General features: G+C 54.7%; 17 protein-coding genes. 13 read left to right on the top strand and 4 right to left on the bottom strand.

Features of this window, described 5'->3' with window-relative positions:
* The first annotated feature begins 7 nt into the window (after positions 1–7).
* From NYE29_RS02970 to NYE29_RS02940, 7 genes are all read left to right on the top strand, one after another.
* On the top strand, positions 8–997 hold the full coding sequence (locus NYE29_RS02970) for a D-alanine--D-alanine ligase (RefSeq protein WP_340894291.1): 990 nt from the start codon (positions 8–10) through the stop codon (positions 995–997).
* On the top strand, positions 990–2,174 hold the full coding sequence (locus NYE29_RS02965) for an aminotransferase class I/II-fold pyridoxal phosphate-dependent enzyme (protein WP_340894290.1): 1,185 nt from the start codon (positions 990–992) through the stop codon (positions 2,172–2,174). The genes NYE29_RS02970 and NYE29_RS02965 overlap by 8 nt, the downstream gene beginning before the upstream one ends.
* 313 nt (positions 2,175–2,487) lie before the next feature.
* Positions 2,488–3,549, top strand: coding sequence for a nicotinate-nucleotide--dimethylbenzimidazole phosphoribosyltransferase (cobT, locus tag NYE29_RS02960; protein ID WP_340894289.1), 1,062 nt, complete (start codon positions 2,488–2,490; stop codon positions 3,547–3,549).
* Entirely contained in the window at positions 3,546–4,094 is a 549-nt protein-coding gene (gene cobU / locus NYE29_RS02955; protein ID WP_038587167.1) for a bifunctional adenosylcobinamide kinase/adenosylcobinamide-phosphate guanylyltransferase, read from the top strand. The genes cobT and cobU overlap by 4 nt, the downstream gene beginning before the upstream one ends.
* Positions 4,091–4,903 carry an adenosylcobinamide-GDP ribazoletransferase gene (gene cobS / locus NYE29_RS02950; protein ID WP_038587170.1) on the top strand — a complete coding sequence of 271 codons (813 nt, stop codon included), beginning with the start codon at positions 4,091–4,093 and terminating at the stop codon, positions 4,901–4,903. Before cobU ends, cobS begins: the two co-directional genes overlap by 4 nt.
* A gap of 100 nt (positions 4,904–5,003) precedes the next feature.
* The gene (locus tag NYE29_RS02945; RefSeq protein WP_340894285.1) at positions 5,004–6,608 is read left to right on the top strand and encodes a cobyric acid synthase; all 1,605 of its coding nucleotides are present in this window, start codon (positions 5,004–5,006) and stop codon (positions 6,606–6,608) included.
* Positions 6,609–6,610: 2 nt separating this feature from the next.
* The gene (locus NYE29_RS02940; RefSeq protein ID WP_076112675.1) at positions 6,611–6,937 is read left to right on the top strand and encodes a YnfA family protein; all 327 of its coding nucleotides are present in this window, start codon (positions 6,611–6,613) and stop codon (positions 6,935–6,937) included.
* A gap of 112 nt (positions 6,938–7,049) precedes the next feature.
* Here NYE29_RS02940 and NYE29_RS02935 read toward each other — a convergent pair whose 3' ends face one another.
* On the bottom strand, positions 7,050–8,738 hold the full coding sequence (locus NYE29_RS02935) for a methyl-accepting chemotaxis protein (protein WP_038587176.1): 1,689 nt from the start codon (positions 8,736–8,738) through the stop codon (positions 7,050–7,052).
* Between the two features lie 388 nt (positions 8,739–9,126).
* On the opposite strand from NYE29_RS02935, the gene NYE29_RS02930 reads away from it, so the two are divergent.
* Complete coding sequence (locus NYE29_RS02930) at positions 9,127–9,852, top strand: queuosine precursor transporter (RefSeq protein ID WP_340894283.1); 726 nt, start codon at positions 9,127–9,129, stop codon at positions 9,850–9,852.
* 88 nt (positions 9,853–9,940) lie between these two features.
* On the opposite strand, the gene NYE29_RS02925 is transcribed toward NYE29_RS02930, so the two are convergent.
* Positions 9,941–11,035, bottom strand: a complete 1,095-nt coding sequence (locus NYE29_RS02925) for a M24 family metallopeptidase (RefSeq protein ID WP_340894282.1) — start codon at positions 11,033–11,035, stop codon at positions 9,941–9,943.
* 210 nt (positions 11,036–11,245) lie between these two features.
* On the opposite strand from NYE29_RS02925, the gene NYE29_RS02920 reads away from it, so the two are divergent.
* On the top strand, positions 11,246–12,595 hold the full coding sequence (locus NYE29_RS02920; RefSeq protein ID WP_340894280.1) for a PQQ-dependent sugar dehydrogenase: 1,350 nt from the start codon (positions 11,246–11,248) through the stop codon (positions 12,593–12,595).
* Positions 12,596–12,709: 114 nt separating this feature from the next.
* On the opposite strand, the gene NYE29_RS02915 is transcribed toward NYE29_RS02920, so the two are convergent.
* Positions 12,710–13,438: an MBL fold metallo-hydrolase gene (locus tag NYE29_RS02915; protein ID WP_340894278.1), complete on the bottom strand. Its 729-nt coding sequence runs from the start codon at positions 13,436–13,438 to the stop codon at positions 12,710–12,712.
* Between the two features lie 918 nt (positions 13,439–14,356).
* Here NYE29_RS02915 and NYE29_RS02910 point away from each other — a divergent pair.
* Complete coding sequence (locus NYE29_RS02910) at positions 14,357–15,217, top strand: SDR family oxidoreductase (RefSeq protein ID WP_340894277.1); 861 nt, start codon at positions 14,357–14,359, stop codon at positions 15,215–15,217.
* A gap of 13 nt (positions 15,218–15,230) precedes the next feature.
* Entirely contained in the window at positions 15,231–15,734 is a 504-nt protein-coding gene (locus NYE29_RS02905; protein WP_340894276.1) for a GNAT family N-acetyltransferase, read from the top strand.
* 43 nt (positions 15,735–15,777) lie between these two features.
* Here NYE29_RS02905 and NYE29_RS02900 read toward each other — a convergent pair whose 3' ends face one another.
* Positions 15,778–16,122, bottom strand: a complete 345-nt coding sequence (locus tag NYE29_RS02900) for a winged helix-turn-helix transcriptional regulator (protein ID WP_340894275.1) — start codon at positions 16,120–16,122, stop codon at positions 15,778–15,780.
* Positions 16,123–16,212: 90 nt separating this feature from the next.
* Here NYE29_RS02900 and NYE29_RS02895 point away from each other — a divergent pair, with 90 nt between their 5' ends.
* The gene (locus NYE29_RS02895) at positions 16,213–16,473 is read left to right on the top strand and encodes a YqkE family protein (RefSeq protein ID WP_038587188.1); all 261 of its coding nucleotides are present in this window, start codon (positions 16,213–16,215) and stop codon (positions 16,471–16,473) included.
* Between the two features lie 532 nt (positions 16,474–17,005).
* The gene (locus NYE29_RS02890; RefSeq protein WP_038587190.1) at positions 17,006–18,457 is read left to right on the top strand and encodes an RtcB family protein; all 1,452 of its coding nucleotides are present in this window, start codon (positions 17,006–17,008) and stop codon (positions 18,455–18,457) included.
* Position 18,458 lies beyond the last annotated feature (1 nt).

Raw genomic sequence — 18,458 nt, 5'->3', positions numbered from 1 at the left:
TATGGGGATGATAAAAGTAGGCGTAATAATGGGCGGGGTTTCCTCTGAATATGAAGTGTCGCTGAATACCGGCAGAGAAATGCTGAAGCACCTGGACCGGAGCAAATATGAGGTTGTCCCGGTGGTTATTACAGAGCGTGAACAGCTGATCGGACAGGTAAAAGGTCTGGATTTCGCGCTGCTGGCCCTTCATGGAACCTATGGTGAGGATGGAACGGTTCAGGGGACGCTGGAGACGCTTGGCATCCCATATTCCGGGAGTGGCGTGCTGTCCAGCAGCCTGTGCATGGATAAACATCTGTCCAAAACAATTCTCCGCAGCAAAGGTGTTCCTACGCCTGACTGGCTGTGCTGGGACCGGACGGAGGATGTTGCGCCGGAAGCCGTGGAACGGCTCGGTTACCCGGTGATGGTGAAGCCGAACTCAGGCGGTTCCAGCATCGGGATGACCAAAGTGAATAGCTCGCAGGAGCTGCGGAGCGCGGTGGAGAAAGCTTTTGCCGCAGACCAGTCGGTACTCGTCGAATCGTATACCGAAGGTCAGGAGATTACCTGCCCGATCCTCGGCGGAACTCTTCTGCCCGTTATCGGCATCCATGCGCTGGGCGCGGACTGGTTCGATTACAGCTCCAAATATGAGCAGGGCGGAGCCGACGAACGGGTAATTCAGCTGCCTGCCGAGATCCTGGAACGGGTGCAAACGGCAGCGCTGGCCTGTTATCATGCGCTGAAATGCTCGGTATATGCACGGGTGGATATGCTGCTGAAGAATGGGATTCCCTACGTACTTGAGGTCAATACGCTGCCGGGCATGACCGAAACGAGCCTGCTGCCCAAAAGCGCACTTGCGGCCGGATTCACCTTCAGCAGTCTGCTGGATGAGATTATCGCGGGTTCTCTGAAGGAACGGCGAGCGAATCAGGCAGTCCAAGTAACACAAGAGGTAACGGAGACGAAGATGGAAGAAGAAAGGCAAGAGGTAGCAGGTCATGCTTAAGGAGAACCGCAAGATGGCAGAGGATTGGATAGCTCCCCGTGTGCGGGAGATTGCGCCTTCGGGCATCCGGGCTTTTTTTGATCTCACTGCCGGTAACAACGATATTATATCACTGGGCGTAGGTGAACCGGATTTCGCTACACCTGAGCATGTAAGAGCTGCCTGCGTCCGCGCTTTGAACCGCGGGGAAACGATGTACACCCCGAATGCCGGACTGCTGGAGCTTAGAGAAGAGATCGCCCAATATCTGGGGAGCAGCTTTGGACTGCAGTATCATCCGGCGGACGAGATCATGGTTACGGTGGGCAGCAGCGAAGCCCTTGATCTGGCACTGCGCGCTTTCACGGCTCCGGGTGATGAGATCATCATCCCTTCTCCCAGTTATATTGCCTATTCGCCGATTGCCCACTTAAACGGAGGGGCGCTGGTTGAGGTGGAAGCTACGGCAGAACAGGGCTTCAAGCTTACAGCGGAAGCGCTGCGTAAGGCCATCACCCCACGCTCGAAGCTGCTGGTAGTGAATTTCCCGAATAATCCTACGGGAGCAGTCATGTCCTATGAGGACTGGCTGCCGATTGCAGAAGTTGTAAAAGAGCATAATCTGCTCGTGCTTTCGGATGAAATCTATGCGGAGCTTACCTATGACAGCACTCATGTTAGTATCGCTTCGCTCCCCGGCATGCAGGAGCGGACGATAGTGATCAGCGGCTTCTCGAAGGCATTCGCCATGACCGGCTGGCGCGTCGGTTATGTCTGCGGGAACCATGAGCTGCTGGCAGCGATGCTGAAGATACATCAGTATACCGCGATGTGCGCGCCGGTGCTGGGACAGATTGCCGCCATCGAATCCCTGCGCAGCGGGCTGCCCGACAAAGACCGGATGAAGGCATGCTTCCGCCAGCGCAGAACCCTGTTTGTGGAGGGCCTCAGAACCATCGGACTTCACTGCCATCAGCCGCAAGGTGCGTTCTATGCCTTCCCGTCGATCGCTCATACCGGACTGAAATCGGAAGAATTTGCTTTGCGCCTCCTGCGGGAGGCTGGAGTCGCCGCAGTTCCGGGACATGTGTTCGGAAGCGGCGGCGAGGGGCATATCCGCTGCTCCTATGCGACATCCACAGAGAGGCTGACCGAAGCGCTGGAGCGGATGGAAGGGTTTATGAAAGTAAGAATATGAATGTAAACGAAAATGCAAGCGTAAATGCAAATGATCATACGTGTGAAGAAGTTCTCCGCAAGACAGTATTGAAGCTCTGCACCCGGAAGCAGCGGTATAGACAGCTTTCCAAGCGCATGAAGGTAAAAATGTAATTGTATGATCCTGCTATATCACCTATAATCCTTAAGGAAGAAATAGGGGTATGCACTAAAATAGTTCGCGGCAGCAGCAGTGGCAGCACAAAGCCCCCTTCTTTGGAGAAGGGGGCTTTGTGCCGTGGAGCTACGGTTATTCAAATAGAGTTGTAATAGAAGAAACAGGAGGAGTAACTATGATTTCAGCATTGGAAGAAGTGATCGGGCGGATTGTCCCCGCCGATGAACAAGCGATACTGCGCGCCGGGGACCGGCTGAACAGTCTGACTAAGCCGCCGGGAAGCCTTGGCCGGCTGGAGGCATTGGCCGTCCGGCTGGCGGGAATCTCCGGTGTGGAACAGCCAAGCTACGGCAAACGCACCGTAGTGGTTATGGCTGCAGACCATGGTGTCTGCAGTGAGGGAGTCAGCGCATTTCCGCAGGAGGTTACGGTGCAGATGGCCCATAATTTCCTCAGCGGCGGCGCGGCGGTGAATGTGCTGGCCCGCCAAGGCGGGGCAGAAGTGAAGCTGGTGGATATCGGAATAGGCGGTGACCTGAGCCATCCGGAGCTGATTGACCGCAAGGTGCGGCGTGGAACCTGCAATATGGCGCAGGGACCGGCGATGAGCCGGGAGGAAGCGCTGAGAGCCATTTTGGCCGGGGTGAACGTGGCGGAGGAAGCGGTGAAGAGTGGAACGGAGATACTTATCACCGGCGAAATGGGCATCGGCAATACGACAGCCAGCGCTGCGGTGCTGTGTGCACTGGAAGGCATTCCCGCAGAGATCGCTGTAGGCCGGGGCACTGGCATTGATGATGAGCGGCTGCGCCATAAAATCACAGTGGTGGAACGGGCGCTGCAGATCAATACACCGGATCCGGACGATGCTATCGACGTGTTGGCTAAGGTAGGGGGCCTTGAAATCGCCGGTCTGGCCGGTCTTATTCTGGGCGCAGCCGCTGCACGGGTTCCCGTTGTACTTGACGGCTTCATCTCCGGCGCCGCAGCGCTTGCGGCCAAAGCACTTGCACCGGAGTCCATCCATTATATGATTGCCTCGCATGTCTCAGGGGAGCAGGGGCATAAGCTGATGCTGGAGCGGCTGGGGCTGGAAGCGCTGCTCGACCTTGGGCTGCGTCTTGGCGAAGGAACAGGGGGCGCCCTCTGCCTTCATCTGATTGAGGCGGTGTGCCGGATTATGCGCGAAATGGCCACCTTCGAAAGCGCAGGGGTATCCGGGGCGGAGAACCGATGAGCATCCTTGTAACAGGCGGCGCGCGCAGCGGCAAAAGCAGCTTTGCCGAACGCCTGACACTGTCGCTGGCCGGTCAGGCTTTCTATGTGGCGACCGGGCAAGCGTTCGATGAAGAGATGAAGGCGCGGATTGCCCTGCACCGGCAGCAGCGCGAAGAAAGCGGCGGCCAGTGGGAGACGCTGGAGGAGCCGCTGGATTTGCCGGCTCTGCTGGAGCGTCTCTCCGGGGGAAAGGCGGTGCTTGTAGACTGCCTGACCCTGTGGCTCTCCAATGTACTGCTGGCCGTGGAAGGGCAGGCGGACAGACAAGAGCGGATGGAGCAGGAAATCGCCAGGCTGGAGCACAGTGTGGCGTCTTTCCAGGGGACGCTCGTTCTGGTTACGAACGAGGTTGGTGACGGCATCGTGCCGGAATATGCACTGGGACGGCTGTACCGTGATCTCGCCGGACGGATGAATGCGCTGCTGGCCCGGCAGTGCCAGCAGGTCTTTCTCGTCACTGCCGGTATACCGGTTGAGCTGAAGAGCAGGGAGTATCTGCTATGAGTGCGCGGGAGGATGCCGCCGCCGCTTTTCAGTTCCTGTCGCGTTTTCCGGTAAAGGGCGGCGGTGACTTTTCCCGTGATTTGCTGCGGCGCAGCGTGGTCTATTATCCGCTCGTCGGTGCGGCGATCGGGGGGAGTGCTGCGCTATGCGCCGCTGGAGCGGCTTGGCTGCTGCCGGCATGGCCTGCCGCTGTAATCACCCTCATCCTGTGGGTAGGGCTGACCGGCGGGCTGCACCTGGACGGCTGGATGGACAGCGCCGACGCACTGCTCAGCTACCGCTCGCGGGAGCGGATGCTGGAGATCATGAAGGACAGCCGCGTAGGAGCGATGGGCGTCCTGGCCTGCGTGCTGCTATTGCTGCTGAAGGCCGCCTTGCTGGCGGCATTTATTGAAGGCGGCACCTATTACGAGCTGCCGCTGCTGTTATTGCCGCCGGTCTGGAGCCGCTGGTATATGGTGCGGGCGATGGCCCGCTATCCTGTTGCCCGCGGCAATGAGGGGTTGGCAGCCAGCTTCGCAGAGCTGCAGCCCCGGCAGGAGCGGCGCGCGCTGCTCACCGCCGCGCTGCTCTCACTGGCCGCTGCCGCTGCGCCACTTGCGCTCGGCGCGGCAAGCGGCACCTGGCCGCAGCATCTGGCGGCGGCCTGCCTTGCCCCGGTGGCCGCAGTGCTCTGCGGCCATCTCGCGGCGCGGCGGATCAGCAGCCGGCTCGGCGGGCTCACCGGCGATGTATACGGCGCGCTGAACGAGCTGCTGGAGGTAGCGCTGCTGCTCCTGCTGGTGCTGCTGCAGCACAACCTGATGTAGCCGGAAGGCTCTGCGGAGAGCTACATTTCCGGCGTATGCTAGAACAAGAACAACTGCTTCGCCAGTACTCCGGCAGCAGGAAGAAAGCGGGGAGAAGAGCATGAAGAACCAAGCGGACACACAAGAGAAGAAACAGCGGGCGGCCGTGCTGATGATGCAGGGAACGGCTTCGGATGTCGGCAAGAGCCTCGTTACTGCAGCCATCGGGCGGATTATGACACAGGACGGCTACCGGACGGCGCCCTTCAAGTCGCAGAATATGGCGCTGAATTCCTATGTCACCGTGGACGGAAAAGAAATCGGGCGTGCCCAGGGCATGCAGGCCGAAGCATTCGGCATTACGGCTACCAGCGACATGAATCCGATTCTGCTGAAGCCATCGGGCGAGATGAGCGCGCAAATCGTCGTCCATGGCGTACCGCACACGGCGCTGAGCGCGCGGGAATACCGCGAGAAGTTTCTGCCGGAAGCCAAAGGGACGGTGCTGGACGCGCTGGATCGTCTGCGGGCGGCTTATGATATCGTGCTGATGGAAGGGGCGGGAAGTCCGGCCGAGATCAACCTGAAGGCGCGGGATATCGTCAATATGAATCTCGCAGGCTGGGCGGATGCGCCGGTGCTGCTGATCGCAGACATTGACAGAGGCGGCGTATTCGCCTTTCTGGTGGGTACACTCGAACTCTTGGAGCCGCATGAGCGGGCGCGTGTCAAAGGCTTCATTATCAATAAATTCCGCGGCGATCTCTCCTTGCTGCAGCCCGGTCTGGATTGGCTGGAGCAGCGCACCGGGATCCCGGTGCTTGGTGTGCTGCCGTTTCTGCCGCAGCTGCGGATAGAGGCGGAGGATTCCGTAGTACTGGAAGGGACTTCGGGCCGTATGCAGCCCGGCAGCGCGAAGGAGCTGGATATTGCGGTCATCCGCTACCCGAGAATATCGAACTTCACCGACTTCGATCCGCTGGAGGACGAGCCGGATACCGCCGTGCGTTATGTGACCTCCGTAGAGGAGCTGGGCACACCGGATGCCATCATTCTGCCGGGCACGAAGAATACGGCGGCAGACCTGAATTATTTGCGGGAGCAGGGCTTCCCTGAAGCAATAACGGATGCGCTGGAGCACGGAACACTGCAGCTTACCGGGATTTGCGGAGGTTACCAGATGCTGGGGCGGAAGCTGCTCGATCCGCATGCTGTTGAAAATGCGGAGCCGGGGGATAGTGACGGGCTGGGCTATCTGCCCCTGTCCACGGAATTTCTGCCGCATAAGACGACGGTGCGTGTGAGCGGCACGCTGGCTGGTAATCATCCGCTGCAATTATGCGGCCTTGACCCCGGAGCGGCTGAGGAAATTACTGTTGCCGGATATGAGATTCATATGGGTACCACGACAAAACATGAAGGTGCAGGCGTCAGAAGCCTGTTCCACCTGACGGGACCGGATGGGGAGACGTTGCCTGAAGGTTGGGGTACGCCGGACGGCAAAATATGGGGAACTTATCTGCATGGTTTGTTTCATAATGATAGCCTGCGCAGAGCCTGGCTTGACGGAATACGGCAGGCCAAAGGTCTTGCCCCGCTGGCCAGGACCTTCTCGTCGGCAGCGCTCCGCGAGCAGGAATTCGACCGCCTGGCAGATGCCGTAAGAGCCAGCCTTGATATGGAGGCAGTTTACAGAATAATGGGTCTTCCCGGAGAAGAGGGGTAAGAATGGTGCTGGCGGTTCTGCTGTTTATTGTTGCCGGTCTGGCTGAAATCGGCGGCGGTTATTTGATCTGGCTGTGGCTGCGGGAGTCGCGGCCGCTCTGGTACGGCCTCGTTGGTGCACTAATTCTGATTGCGTACGGCATCATCCCCACCTTGCAGAAGTTCCCTTCTTTCGGCAGGGTGTACGCCGCCTATGGCGGTGTGTTCATCGTGCTTGCCGTTCTTTGGGGCTGGCTGGTGGACAAGAAGACACCGGATCTGTATGACTGGATCGGTGCAGGTATTTGTGTGATTGGGGTATCGGTTATCCTGTGGGCACCGAGACACTGATCTGGAGGGGAAGAGCGTTATTAAATTGCAGCGCAATCTAACAAAAAGGCAGTCCAAGCTTTGATAAGCTGTGGACTGCCTTTTGATATGGTTCGAAAGAAGCGGGTTCTCTTTAAATCTTGAACTGTTTCACAGCTTCCTGCAGCTTCACCGCTTGTTCATGCAGATGCTCCACGGTCAGGGAGTGGCCATCCAGCTCCTCATGCTGCCGTGAGGAGTTCTCAGCAAGCAATTCTGCACTGGCTTGCGATTTGCCGGTGATTTGTGCGGTTTCCTCCACCGAGGCGCTTACTTCTTCGGTGCCGGCCGAAATCTGCTGGGTGGCGGCAGATACGGACTGAATGCTGTGATTGATGCTTTGAATAAGAATAAGCAGTTGATTAAAGGCATTGCCGGCTTCCACCGCTTTGCCTACGCCCGAGGCTACTTCCGAGTTCACATGATTCATTTCTTCCACCGAACGGTTCATATCCTCCTGCAGGCTAAGCAGGAAGTCACGGATCTGCTCATTGGATTCCTTGGACTGCTCGGACAACTTGCGGACTTCTCCGGCTACAACAGCAAAACCGCGGCCATGCTCGCCTGCGCGTGCCGCTTCAATGGAAGCATTCAGCGACAGCATCTGAATCTGCTTGGTTATTTCGGTGATGCCCTGGACAACCCCGCCAATCATCAGGGAACGTTCATTCATGATGCGGAACTGCTCCAGCGACTTCTGAGAGGCATGCTCCACCTGACGCATTTGCTGTACGGCACTCTGGGCAACCTCATTGCCGCCCATAGCTTCCGCTGCAGCTTCACTGATCTGCTCGGTGACTTCACCGGCTGCGGATGCGATATGCTGAATGCCGAAATTGATTTCTTCCATGGCTCTGGAGTTCTCCAGTGCGCTGCTGGCAATAGTTGTACTGCCTTTGCCGATCTCCGTAACGGATAGCGCCGAACGCTCGGCCATTTCGCCCAGCACTTCAACACGCGCTTTCAGATCATTGGCATCGGCGACGACACTGCCTGAAGTATCGAGCACCTGCCCGATCATTTCCTTAAGCCGTTGTCCCATACTTTGGAAGCTCACCGACAACTGGCCGACCTCATCGTTGCCCTTGATAACCAGATTCTGCGTGAAATCACCGGCAGCGAGCTTATTGCTATAAGCGGTAAGCTGAGAGAGCGGCCGTGTGATTTTCCGGCTCATAAAGGTCGCGGCGGCGGTTCCAATGATCAGCGACAGCAGTGTAATTCCTATACTTGCCCAAACGATGCTGTTTATCTTGTCTTCAACAAAACCAACGTCAGAACTTACTCCGATGACCATCTTGCTGCCAGGAACACTGACATAGGCGGTCTTATGTATACCGTGACTGTCACTATAGATTTCACTAAGCCCCGTTTTTCCTTTAGCGGCTTGTTCCATAGCGGGCAATACCTTAAGGCTTTCTTCAGCCTTCAGCTTTGAGCCGTGATCTGCGGCCAGTACGGTGGCCTTTCCATCTTTCATTTCGATGAGGAAAATGGTCTCCACATCATGCAGCTTTCTTTTTTCCTGGAAATAGTATTCGACATTCGTGGTGGCCTGTGCACTCTTACTCAGGGTCTGCTGGGCGTGGGTTGCGTTCAAATTCTTGTAGACATCCTGAGCGGCCCCGGTCAGAAGCTTGTTAATTTGCGGCATTACGTAGCCGTCGATGGTACTCATTGATATAAAGTAGAAGCTGATACTTAACACAAGAGATGTGAGCAATAGGACGACAAACAACAAAAGTGTAAATTTGCGGCTGATTGAATTCTTAAAGCGTGACATATCCATTCTCTCCTTTTCTATTTGAATGCATCGATCCCATGCCAACGCTTATAAGCGGGCACACAGCTATATACTCCATTGATGTTGGTCATATATCAGGCTATCGTTCCGGGGATATGATTGATAACTATTCTATAGAATTAACCTCCGGTTGAATAGTGAAAAAATTGAATTATAACGCATATTTTCAGAAAAATATGAATAATTGTCGAATGAACCATTTATTTACCGAAAATAAGTGACAACATTCTTCTTTTCTGAAAATTTAAAATTCTCATAGAATGTTAGCTTTTTATATGGTAGAGTATTAATGTTTTGTTCCAATAAACAAAATATCCGCGGTTCGTAACCATCCCGCGTAACCAAAACTAGGAGGAAGTATAGAAAAATGTTTAATTTGTTGTGGGGAATTTTGTTCGTTATTGTCAACTTCGGCCTATTTCTGCTCTGTTACCGTCTCTTTGGTAAAAAGGGGCTGTATGCCTGGGTTGGAGTTGCTACGGTCATCGCCAATATTCAAGTGGCCAAGACGATTGCTATGCCGCTGGACATCGTGATGACGCTGGGCAATACGATGTATGTAACGCTGTATATGACCAGCGATTTGCTTAATGAACGGTACGGGCGGAAGGAAGCGCGCAATGCCGTATGGTTCGGCTTTTTCACCCTGCTGATGACTACGGTGATTATGCAGATGGCGCTGGTGTTCAAACCGCAGGGAGATCCCATTTTCCAGACCTCGCTGGAAACGATCTTTGGACTGATGCCGCGTCTGGCGCTGGGAAGCCTTGCTGCCTATTTCATCAGCCAGTTCCTCGACGTGCGCCTGTATTCGTGGATCCGCAAATACTACAGCACCTCGCGCCAGCTTTGGATCCGCTCCAACGGCAGTACGATGATCAGCTCATTTGTTGATACACTGATTTTTTGCACCATTGCGTTTGCCGGCAGATTCGATATGCAGGTGTGGATCGAAATTTTGCTGACTACCTACGTAGTGAAATTCCTGCTGACCGGTGCAGGCACGCCAATCCTTTACATTGCCCGCTCCTTTAAGTTTGCTGAAGAGGAAGAGCCGGCCCTGAAGGATGCGGAAAGCCGCAGCATTTCATAGATTGTGACCATAAAAAAAGCAGTGAGTCTCCCGTTATGGGGTCGGCTCACTGCTTTTTTTGATGGACATATCTTATATTGGAATGCTGTTACAAATGGAGGATAGTCAGCTCTTTCGGGAAGCTGGTCAGCGTTACGGGACCTTCTGCTGTAATAAAGACATCATCTTCAATACGTACACCACCTACGCCCGGCACATAGATGCCCGGTTCCACGGTGAATACGTTGCCGTTCTCGATAATATCCGTATTTAAACCGTGAAGGGAAGGATACTCATGGGTATCCATGCCAAGTCCATGGCCGACACGGTGCATGAAATATTCCCCGTACCCCGCATTTTCGATCACTTCACGCGCTGCCCGGTCCACTGAGCCGAAGGTAGCTCCTGCTCGGGAAGCGGCAATGCCTGCCAGGTTAGCGGCCAGCACCGTGTTGTAGATTTCGGTCAGCTTGCTGTCCGCTTCCTCCACGGCAAAGGTCCGTGTGATGTCGGAAGCATACCCGGCGGCATATACGCCAAGGTCGAACATCAGGAAATCACCCGGCTGGATGATGCGGTCTCCCGGCACACCATGCGGAAGGGCAGTGTTAGAACCACTGAGGACCATAGTGTCGAAGGAAGGACCGGAGGCGCCGACCTTTTTCATCAGATATTCCAGCTCGGCTACCAGCTCAATTTCGCTGACTCCGCTTTTCACATGATTTAGACCGCGGCGCAGAACCTCCTCCACCAGCTCGGCGGCATGTTTCATCCGGCTGACTTCCTCCGGTGTCTTCTTGGCGCGCATCGCCCGGAGCAGGGGACCGATATCGCTAAATTGCGCTGCAGGCACAGAATCGGCGAGCAGCTCATACCGGCTTACGGAGAAATGCTCTTTCTCTATGCCGAGTGTTCCAGGTGTTTTGCCGCCAAATTGCGACTTTAGCAGCTCATACGGATTATCGGTATCGCTGTGTGTCAGGATCGTCGTGACGGAGGAAGCCGCATGAGCTGCTTCGGCATCCAGTGCCGGAACAATCAGGACGGGCTCCTCTCCGCGAATCAGCAGCAGGCCAAGAAAACGTTCATGCGGATTGCTGGCAAACCCGGTCAAGTAGTAGACATGTTTGGGATCGGTGACGAGCAGAGCGTCCAGCCCTTCTCCCGCCATTCCCCCAGCCAAGCTTTGTAGAGCCTCATTCATTTCAGGTGTTCCCCTTTCGTGATCACGATAAAAAAAAGCAATGTTTTCATTATAGATCATTAGCCGGCAGGGTGCACGTCTCTGTAGATTTGCTTGCCCAAAGGGTTTAGCGAACCGCAAGGCCGGGTAATAGTTGCCCAAATTGATTGCAGACTGAACATAACAAGCTTTGAAGCCAGTGTTCATATATTCTTTCAGGAGGTGACAGCCATGTCCGGCAAAAGAAAAGTCCACCACAGCCTTCTAGGGTGCTGTATGTTGATCCTGCTGACAGGAGGGTTGTCAGCCTGCACAGCTTCTTCCGAAATCAGTAATGCGGGGGAACCGCTGAAGAGTGCAGGGCCGTACCTCGCGGGAAACCCTGCAGAGAGCGCAGATCCATCCTTGGTTTCTCCGTCAAATTATACATCGGATGGCAATCAGGATCAGCAGGCAGAGACGCAGGTCTCACCGAGTCCCGCTCCCTCTGCAGAACCAACTCCACTTCCAGTGCCTGGGGATCCTGCAACAACAGCTTCTGTAAAGTCCAAAGCATCCTTCCCCTATACAGCTCAAATAGTAGCAACGGGGCTGAATGTCCCTTGGGAAATGGTATTTGCTCCGGATGGGCGGATTTTTTTTACCGAACGGCCCGGCAGCCTGCGGGTGATTGAGAACGGTAAACTGAGAAAGGCTCCGCTGCTGGAGCTTCTTGCGCCGTTTGTCAGCAAGGGGGAGGGCGGTCTCTTGGGACTTGCGCTGGATCCGGCGTTTGAAAAAAGCGGATATGCCTACGTCTACCATTCCTATCTTCATACAGACGGCGGAGTGCAGAACCGCGTACTGCGGCTCAAGATCAGCAGCGGCAAAGCGGAGATTAACAAGGTGATGCTGGATGGCATCCCTGGAGACACCAATCATAACGGCGGCAGGATTAAAGTAGGACCGGACGGATATCTGTACGTCACTGCCGGTGAACGTTATAAGCCGGAGCTGGCACAGGATAAGGACAGTCTGGGCGGAAAAATCCTGCGAATCTCCCTTGACGGGTCCATCCCGCAGGATAACCCTTGGCCGGATTCTCCCGTCTACAGCTGGGGCCACCGCAACCCGCAAGGGTTGGCCTGGCAGCCGGACACTGGAGTGCTTTACAGCTCTGAGCATGGCCAGTCCAGCCATGACGAAATCAATATCATTGAAGCAGGCGCCAATTACGGCTGGCCGCTTATTGAGGGCGATGAAACCGCAGGCAAAGGTGAGTTGAGTCTGAGGCTTCCGCTGCTGCATAGCGGCAGCCAAACCTGGGCACCGTCGGGAATGGCTTTTATTACACAGGGTCCATGGAGCGGCGAACTGCTGGTTGCCGGGCTGGCCGGAGAACAGCTGCTGTGGATCTCCCCGTCATCCGGAGGCGGGAAGGCTAAGGCAACAGCATTGTTCCAGGAGAAATGGGGACGGCTCCGCAATGTGGCCGAGGGGCCGGATGGTACCTTATATGTAATGACGAATAACCGGGATGGCAGGGGGGAGCCCGGAAACAATGACGACAAGCTGATTGCCCTGAAGCCAAACTGGAAATGAGCCTAGTACCGCTCCTCGTTTGATATCCCATCATGATAAAAAACCAGGCCTGCTCGTAGATTACTCTACTTGCGGGCCTGATTTATGTCTGGACTATAAGCCGGACATGCTCTGTTAGAGCGCATCCGTCAATTGGTTGATAAGCTCCTGCGGACTGCCGTCGTAGAGTCCGCCGTGGTAACAGAGGACGGACTGGATTAACCGTCCTTCCAGCTTGTGCAGGCTGCGCAGCGCCTGCGGCATGTCCGGTGTGGCCGACTCTGCCGGTCCGGTCAGCTGTCCGTCTACGACGAGCAGCTCATCGACTGCCAGCAGCAGCGCTTGTTCCTGCACATAAAGGCAGATATGCCCCGGCGTATGGCCGGGGGTATGAATAATTTCGATGCCGCCGCCCCACGGCAGCTGCTGGCCGTCATGCAGCTCCGTGAAGCTGCCGAGCTGCGCCAGCTGCTCCAGAAACGCATGGAACTGCTCCTGAAATGCCTGCGGCATCTGCGCGACCCGCTGCGGATTCATCTTCAGCATCGGCTGGCGGTTCGTGATTGCCGGAATATCGCCCGGATGGGCGAACAGCTCAACGCCGGGGAGCTTCTGGACGAGCAAAGGGAGATTGCCGATATGATCAATATCCTGATGGGTGAGGATGATGCGTTTAATGCTGGAAAGCTGTTCGCCCGCTTGCTCTATAGCTTGCAGCAGAGCATCGTATTGGCCTAACATGCCGGTGTCTATGAGGGTCAAGTCCTCCCCATCTTTCAGCAGCACCGGATAAATCTTGGTAGGACCCATTACGGGAGAGATCATGGGGACAGTCAGTACGATAACATTTGGGCCAATATTCATAGTTCAGCTCCGGGAACAGGATTCCCGGAATTCACCTCCATATAAGTTTTCTCAGTTAGCAATCGGCGTTCCGTTCGGGACCTTGCGGTCCGGAGCCAGCAGGATGACCTCGCCTTCCTCCGCATGCGATGCGTAACCCGCAAACATGTATCTTTGAGCATGCGATGGGTAACCCGCCAAACGTGTATCTTTGAGCCTACGTTGCGTAACCCGCCAAACGTGAATCTCTGAGCATGCGATGGGTAACCCGCCAAACGTATATCCGTGAGCATGCGTTGCTAATCCGCAAACGTGTATCTTTGAGCATGCGATGGGTAACCCGCCAATCGTGAAACTTTGAGCATGCGTTGCGTAACCCGCCAAACGTGAAACTTTGAGCATGCGTTGCGTAACCCGCCAAACGTGAACCTTTGAGCATGCGATGGGTAACCCGCCAAACGTATATCCGTGAGCATGGTTTTGGTGCTGTTTCTGCTCGGCGGACTGTATGTTCTTTATTTGGCTCAAATCCCGTGATCAACACTCCACGCGGACTGCATAGCCCTTATTTGCCTGGAAAACAGGCTAAACAACCCATTTTCAATGAGATAGCGGCGCTGGTGTCCGTTCGAAGAGTGAGGAGTCCTTTTTGTACAAAATAACGTCTCCTGAGTCCGCGAGACAGTCCGAGCCGCTAGATGCTGATTGCCAGCTGATGTATCCTGTACTCCATTCGTTTGACGCCGTATCCTATTCAAATAATGATACAATTACAGGAATGCAGCAATCAGGATGAGCGATTCATAGAGCTTGATAGCCATATGTACTGAAAGGCTTTTCTTGTGCACCTGATTTGATGTAACATAATCTTAAAACATATGCTGTGGAAAGGCCAGGCTGGCAGTTGTAATTGGCAGGTTGCTAGAGAGGGGATTGGCCATGAATGGAAAGACGGTGCTTATAACCGGAGGTAACTCCGGGATGGGATTGGCAACGACGATTGAAATGGCCCGCCAGGGAGCAACGGTGGTGATGGCCTGCCGCAGCCGCAAGCGCGGGGAAGAGGCGCTGGCGGAAGCCAAGCGGGAGAGCGGATCTGACCATATCACGCTGATGTTATGCGATTTGGCTTCGTTTCAGAGTATCCGCGGGTTTGCAGCGGAATTCAAGGCGAGCCACCCCATACTCGACGTATTGATTAACAATGCCGGTGTAGTGGCCGTTAGACGTGAGCTTACGGCGGACGGCTTCGAGCAGGACTTCGGCGTGAACCATTTGGGACACTTCTTGCTGACCCGTCTGCTGCTGGATCAGCTAAAGGCGGCAGAGCAAGGCAGGATCGTGGTCGTTGCTTCCGGGGCCTACAAGATCGGAAAGCTGTATTTGAATGATCACACTCTGTCACGCGGTTTCAATCCGGCCAAGGCTTACGCGCGTTCCAAGCTGGCCAATATCCTTTTTACGAGAGAGCTGTCCAAGCGCCTGCAGGGCACGGAAGTTACGGTCAATGCTGTACATCCGGGTGCTGTGGGGACCAGTATCGGGGTTAACCGGGAGACAGGCTTTGGCCGCTCGGTGCTGAAGCTGTTATCCTATTTCTTCCTGACACCCGAGCAGGGGGCGGACACGGCAATCTATCTCGCGACGGCGCCGGAACTGCTGGGAGTGACCGGACAATATTATTACCGCCGAAAGATCAAAGAGCTGTCACCGCGGGCACTGAATCAGGAAGATGCCGAACGTTTGTGGCAGTGGAGCCTGGAACAGACCGGAGCAGCTAAGGGCTTACACAACTTTTAGGAGGATCTGAAGAATGGCTTGGCACAATTACAGCATTGAAGATGCAACACTAGAGGATTTAGGGGCAATTGTGGAGATTTATAATTCAACGGTAGCCGGACGGATGGTTACTGCCGACCTGGAGCCGGTTCGGGTGGAGGACCGTTTGCACTGGTTCCATGAGCATAACAGCCATCATCGTCCGCTGTGGGTACTGAAGCAGGACGGCGAGGTTGCCGCCTGGTTCAGCTTCCAGTCGTTCTATGGCCGTCCCGCCTATAATGGAACCGCAGAAGTCAGTGTATATGTAAGCGGGAAGTTCCGCGGCAGCGGTGCCGGGAGTATCCTGCTGACCAAGGCACTGGAAGAATGCCCGCGCCTTGGTCTTCAGAATTTAGTTGGTTTTGTATTCGGCCACAACGAGCCAAGCCTGGCTCTGCTGCGGAAATTTGGTTTTGAACAATGGGGGCTGCTGCCTGGAGTTGCTGAAATGGACGGCATTCAACGTGATCTGGTCATTATCGGCCGCAAGCTGTAAGGAACAGCGCACGATTGTTTGTGCACTATGAGAAGGCTAACCCTTACTCTGGAGGAATTCCTTCAGGCCCGCAGCCTTCCGGTTCAATCCAGGATTCCGACCATTCCTGCAGATCACGGATGACCGATTCCAGCGCCCGCCCTTTATCCGTCAAGGAGTATTGAATTCTTACGGGTGTCTCGGGAAATACTTCGCGGAGGACAATGCCTTCCAGCTCCAGTTCCTTAAGCCGTTCGGACAAGAGTCTGCCGCTGACGGGCAGAGAAGACTCGATAACACTGAAGCGCTGTGGTCCCTGAAGGAGCTGATAGATGATTAAGCCTGTCCAACGTCTGCCGATGATATCCATGCTTTTCTGTAACTTTGGACACAAATCTATGGATTTCATAAGGCTCACCTCTTACTGAACATTATAAACGAAAAGACCTATAACTAAAACAAATTTGAACTACATGCAATACCCGAAAGGATGAGCTACATGGCCAAAAAAAAGAAAATAACCCCTGCTCCACGTCCCGCTGCATCGGATGCTCCGGCAACACTCCGGGATCTCCTTAGCAGTGATGTGCTTGACAAGCTGAAGGCGCAGTCCGATGCGCTCAAAGCCGAGGAGAATGACAAGAAAGAGGCAGCCCGCAAAGCGGTAGAGGATCAGCGGAAAGCCGAGCAGAAGCGGCTGGAGAATGATTTTGCCCATTTGCTGGAGAACAGCAAACAGGATTGGCATAAATTCAAATAAACAAATAACCTATGAAGAGGGCGCCTGAGAGGGTGTCTTCTTTTTTTGCGTGCAGGGGAAATAGTCCTTTTGATGTATTTTTTGCGCAGGCGAGCCGCAGAATTCAGTAGATTCTGCGGATTTTTTTGCAGCCTGGCGGACAGGACTTCCAATATTAGGGTTGACAATCTGCAGCAGACCCATATATTATTGGGTTTATCATTTAGAGAAGGGAGGCCGATGGGCCATGATTGGAACTATTGTACTGGAATTGTTGCCTTGCCACATTACAACCGCATATGAACCATCTGATCTCATCGCCTTCGTCCGGGAGACATGATGTGCCCTTGGCTCATCCTGTCGCATTCTTGCACACATGGGTAAGCTTTAAATTATGTTAGGTAATTTTGAAGCAATGATTAGCTCTTCGGGAGCCGTGGATCAGAACTGATCTGCGGCTTTTTTTGCGTACCTGAAACACTAAAAATTTCACGAACGGAAAGATAATTTAATTTAACTTATTAACGAACTTGAGAGGAATTGAAAATAACTTATGAATAGTAATTCACAACAAGCGGGCTTCGATGAGCCGCAATATAAACACCGGGTGGCTCTTCCGGGAGGCGACCTGAAGGTCTATGCCAGCGGGCAATTATTTGCCACACTGGACTATAAGGTCATGGAAATGGCGAACAACAACCTGCAAATCCCGAATATTGAATATATGAGCTACACACCGGATGTACATGTAGGCGTCGGCACCTGCATCGGCACAACTGCGGTATGGGATGCGGCAGGAGGATATGTGTCGCCCTCTATCGTGGGCAGCGACATCGGCTGCGGAATGCGCGTGCATCTCACCAATCTGCACAAGGATGATCTGCGTGAGGTTAAGCTGCGGAGAAAGCTGGTCCGCGCCATCGAGAAATATTTGCCGATGGAGGCGCAGCAGCGGGGCCATTACAGCGATATCCGGCTGGAGAATGTGGTCCGCAAGGGGCTACACGGGCTGCCGAATAAATATGTGCCCGACAGCTACACTCCGAAGAAATCAAGCGCGCTTTCCCATGTGGAGATCAGCAAGCTGGCGTTTGACGAGGAGATCCTGAATGAGCTGCCCGATATGGCCTGGCACCGCGGACACCGCCAGCTGGGTACCCTTGGAGGAGGCAATCATTTCGTCGAGATTCAGGCGATTGAGATTGCGGAGGAACAGCGGGAGGTGGCGGAAGCCTGGGGGCTGCAGGACGGGCAGGTTGCCGTGATGATCCATTCCGGCTCACGGGCCTGGGGCGGCATGGTCAACCAGTTCTGCACTCCGGCCTTCGCCAAGGTGATGGGGCAGCTAGGACTTGGCAGCGCCGATCCGCGCCTGATCTTTGCCCCGCTGGAACATCCGCAAGGCCAGCGTTATGTTAATCTGATGTACTCCGCCTTGAACTACGCTGTCGTGAACCGGCATCTGATCGCCTACGGTGTCCGCGAAGCGTTCCGTGAGGTGTTCGGCACGAAATGTGAGCTGCGCACCCTGTATGACCTGATGCACAATTATGCCTGGAAGGAAGAGACCTCTTCGGGGACCAAATTTGTGCACCGCAAGGGGGCAACCCGTGCCTTGCCGGCTCAGCATCCGGACAATCCGCGGCCCTATGCCGCGACCGGCCACCCGGCGCTGATTCCCGGCTCAATGGGCACCGCCTCTTATATCATGGTCGGTCAGCCCGGCGGGGAAGAGAACTTTTATTCCATCTGCCACGGTGCAGGGCGGATCCGTTCACGCACGGCAACGAAACGGCTGGTGTCTGTTCATGAATTTTCCCAGTCGTTAAAGGTAGGCAAAGAAGATGAGATTGTAGTAAACCAGCATTCCCTGGAATCTATCATTGACGAATCTCCCCAAGCCTATAAGAATGTAGATGAGATCATAGAAAGCGTTACGGGCGCCGGCCTGGCTGCCGTTGTGGCCAAGTGCAAGCCGCTCGCAGCGATAAAGGGGACCAAATAGG

Source organism: Paenibacillus sp. FSL M7-1046 (assembly GCF_038007405.1).
Classification (GTDB): Bacteria; Bacillota; Bacilli; order Paenibacillales; family Paenibacillaceae; genus Paenibacillus_AQ.
The sequence above is the reverse complement of the archived record's forward strand: the minus strand, read 5'-3'. Positions and strand labels throughout refer to the sequence as shown.

Coding starts and splice junctions, on each gene's coding strand:
- NYE29_RS02970 (WP_340894291.1), top strand. CDS start 8: ATGATAAAAGTAGGCGTAATAATGGGCGGGGTTTCCTCTGAATATGAA.
- NYE29_RS02965 (WP_340894290.1), top strand. CDS start 990: ATGCTTAAGGAGAACCGCAAGATGGCAGAGGATTGGATAGCTCCCCGT.
- cobT (WP_340894289.1), top strand. CDS start 2,488: ATGATTTCAGCATTGGAAGAAGTGATCGGGCGGATTGTCCCCGCCGAT.
- cobU (WP_038587167.1), top strand. CDS start 3,546: ATGAGCATCCTTGTAACAGGCGGCGCGCGCAGCGGCAAAAGCAGCTTT.
- cobS (WP_038587170.1), top strand. CDS start 4,091: ATGAGTGCGCGGGAGGATGCCGCCGCCGCTTTTCAGTTCCTGTCGCGT.
- NYE29_RS02945 (WP_340894285.1), top strand. CDS start 5,004: ATGAAGAACCAAGCGGACACACAAGAGAAGAAACAGCGGGCGGCCGTG.
- NYE29_RS02940 (WP_076112675.1), top strand. CDS start 6,611: ATGGTGCTGGCGGTTCTGCTGTTTATTGTTGCCGGTCTGGCTGAAATC.
- NYE29_RS02935 (WP_038587176.1), bottom strand. CDS start 8,738: ATGTCACGCTTTAAGAATTCAATCAGCCGCAAATTTACACTTTTGTTG.
- NYE29_RS02930 (WP_340894283.1), top strand. CDS start 9,127: ATGTTTAATTTGTTGTGGGGAATTTTGTTCGTTATTGTCAACTTCGGC.
- NYE29_RS02925 (WP_340894282.1), bottom strand. CDS start 11,035: ATGAATGAGGCTCTACAAAGCTTGGCTGGGGGAATGGCGGGAGAAGGG.
- NYE29_RS02920 (WP_340894280.1), top strand. CDS start 11,246: ATGTCCGGCAAAAGAAAAGTCCACCACAGCCTTCTAGGGTGCTGTATG.
- NYE29_RS02915 (WP_340894278.1), bottom strand. CDS start 13,438: ATGAATATTGGCCCAAATGTTATCGTACTGACTGTCCCCATGATCTCT.
- NYE29_RS02910 (WP_340894277.1), top strand. CDS start 14,357: ATGAATGGAAAGACGGTGCTTATAACCGGAGGTAACTCCGGGATGGGA.
- NYE29_RS02905 (WP_340894276.1), top strand. CDS start 15,231: ATGGCTTGGCACAATTACAGCATTGAAGATGCAACACTAGAGGATTTA.
- NYE29_RS02900 (WP_340894275.1), bottom strand. CDS start 16,122: ATGAAATCCATAGATTTGTGTCCAAAGTTACAGAAAAGCATGGATATC.
- NYE29_RS02895 (WP_038587188.1), top strand. CDS start 16,213: ATGGCCAAAAAAAAGAAAATAACCCCTGCTCCACGTCCCGCTGCATCG.
- NYE29_RS02890 (WP_038587190.1), top strand. CDS start 17,006: ATGAATAGTAATTCACAACAAGCGGGCTTCGATGAGCCGCAATATAAA.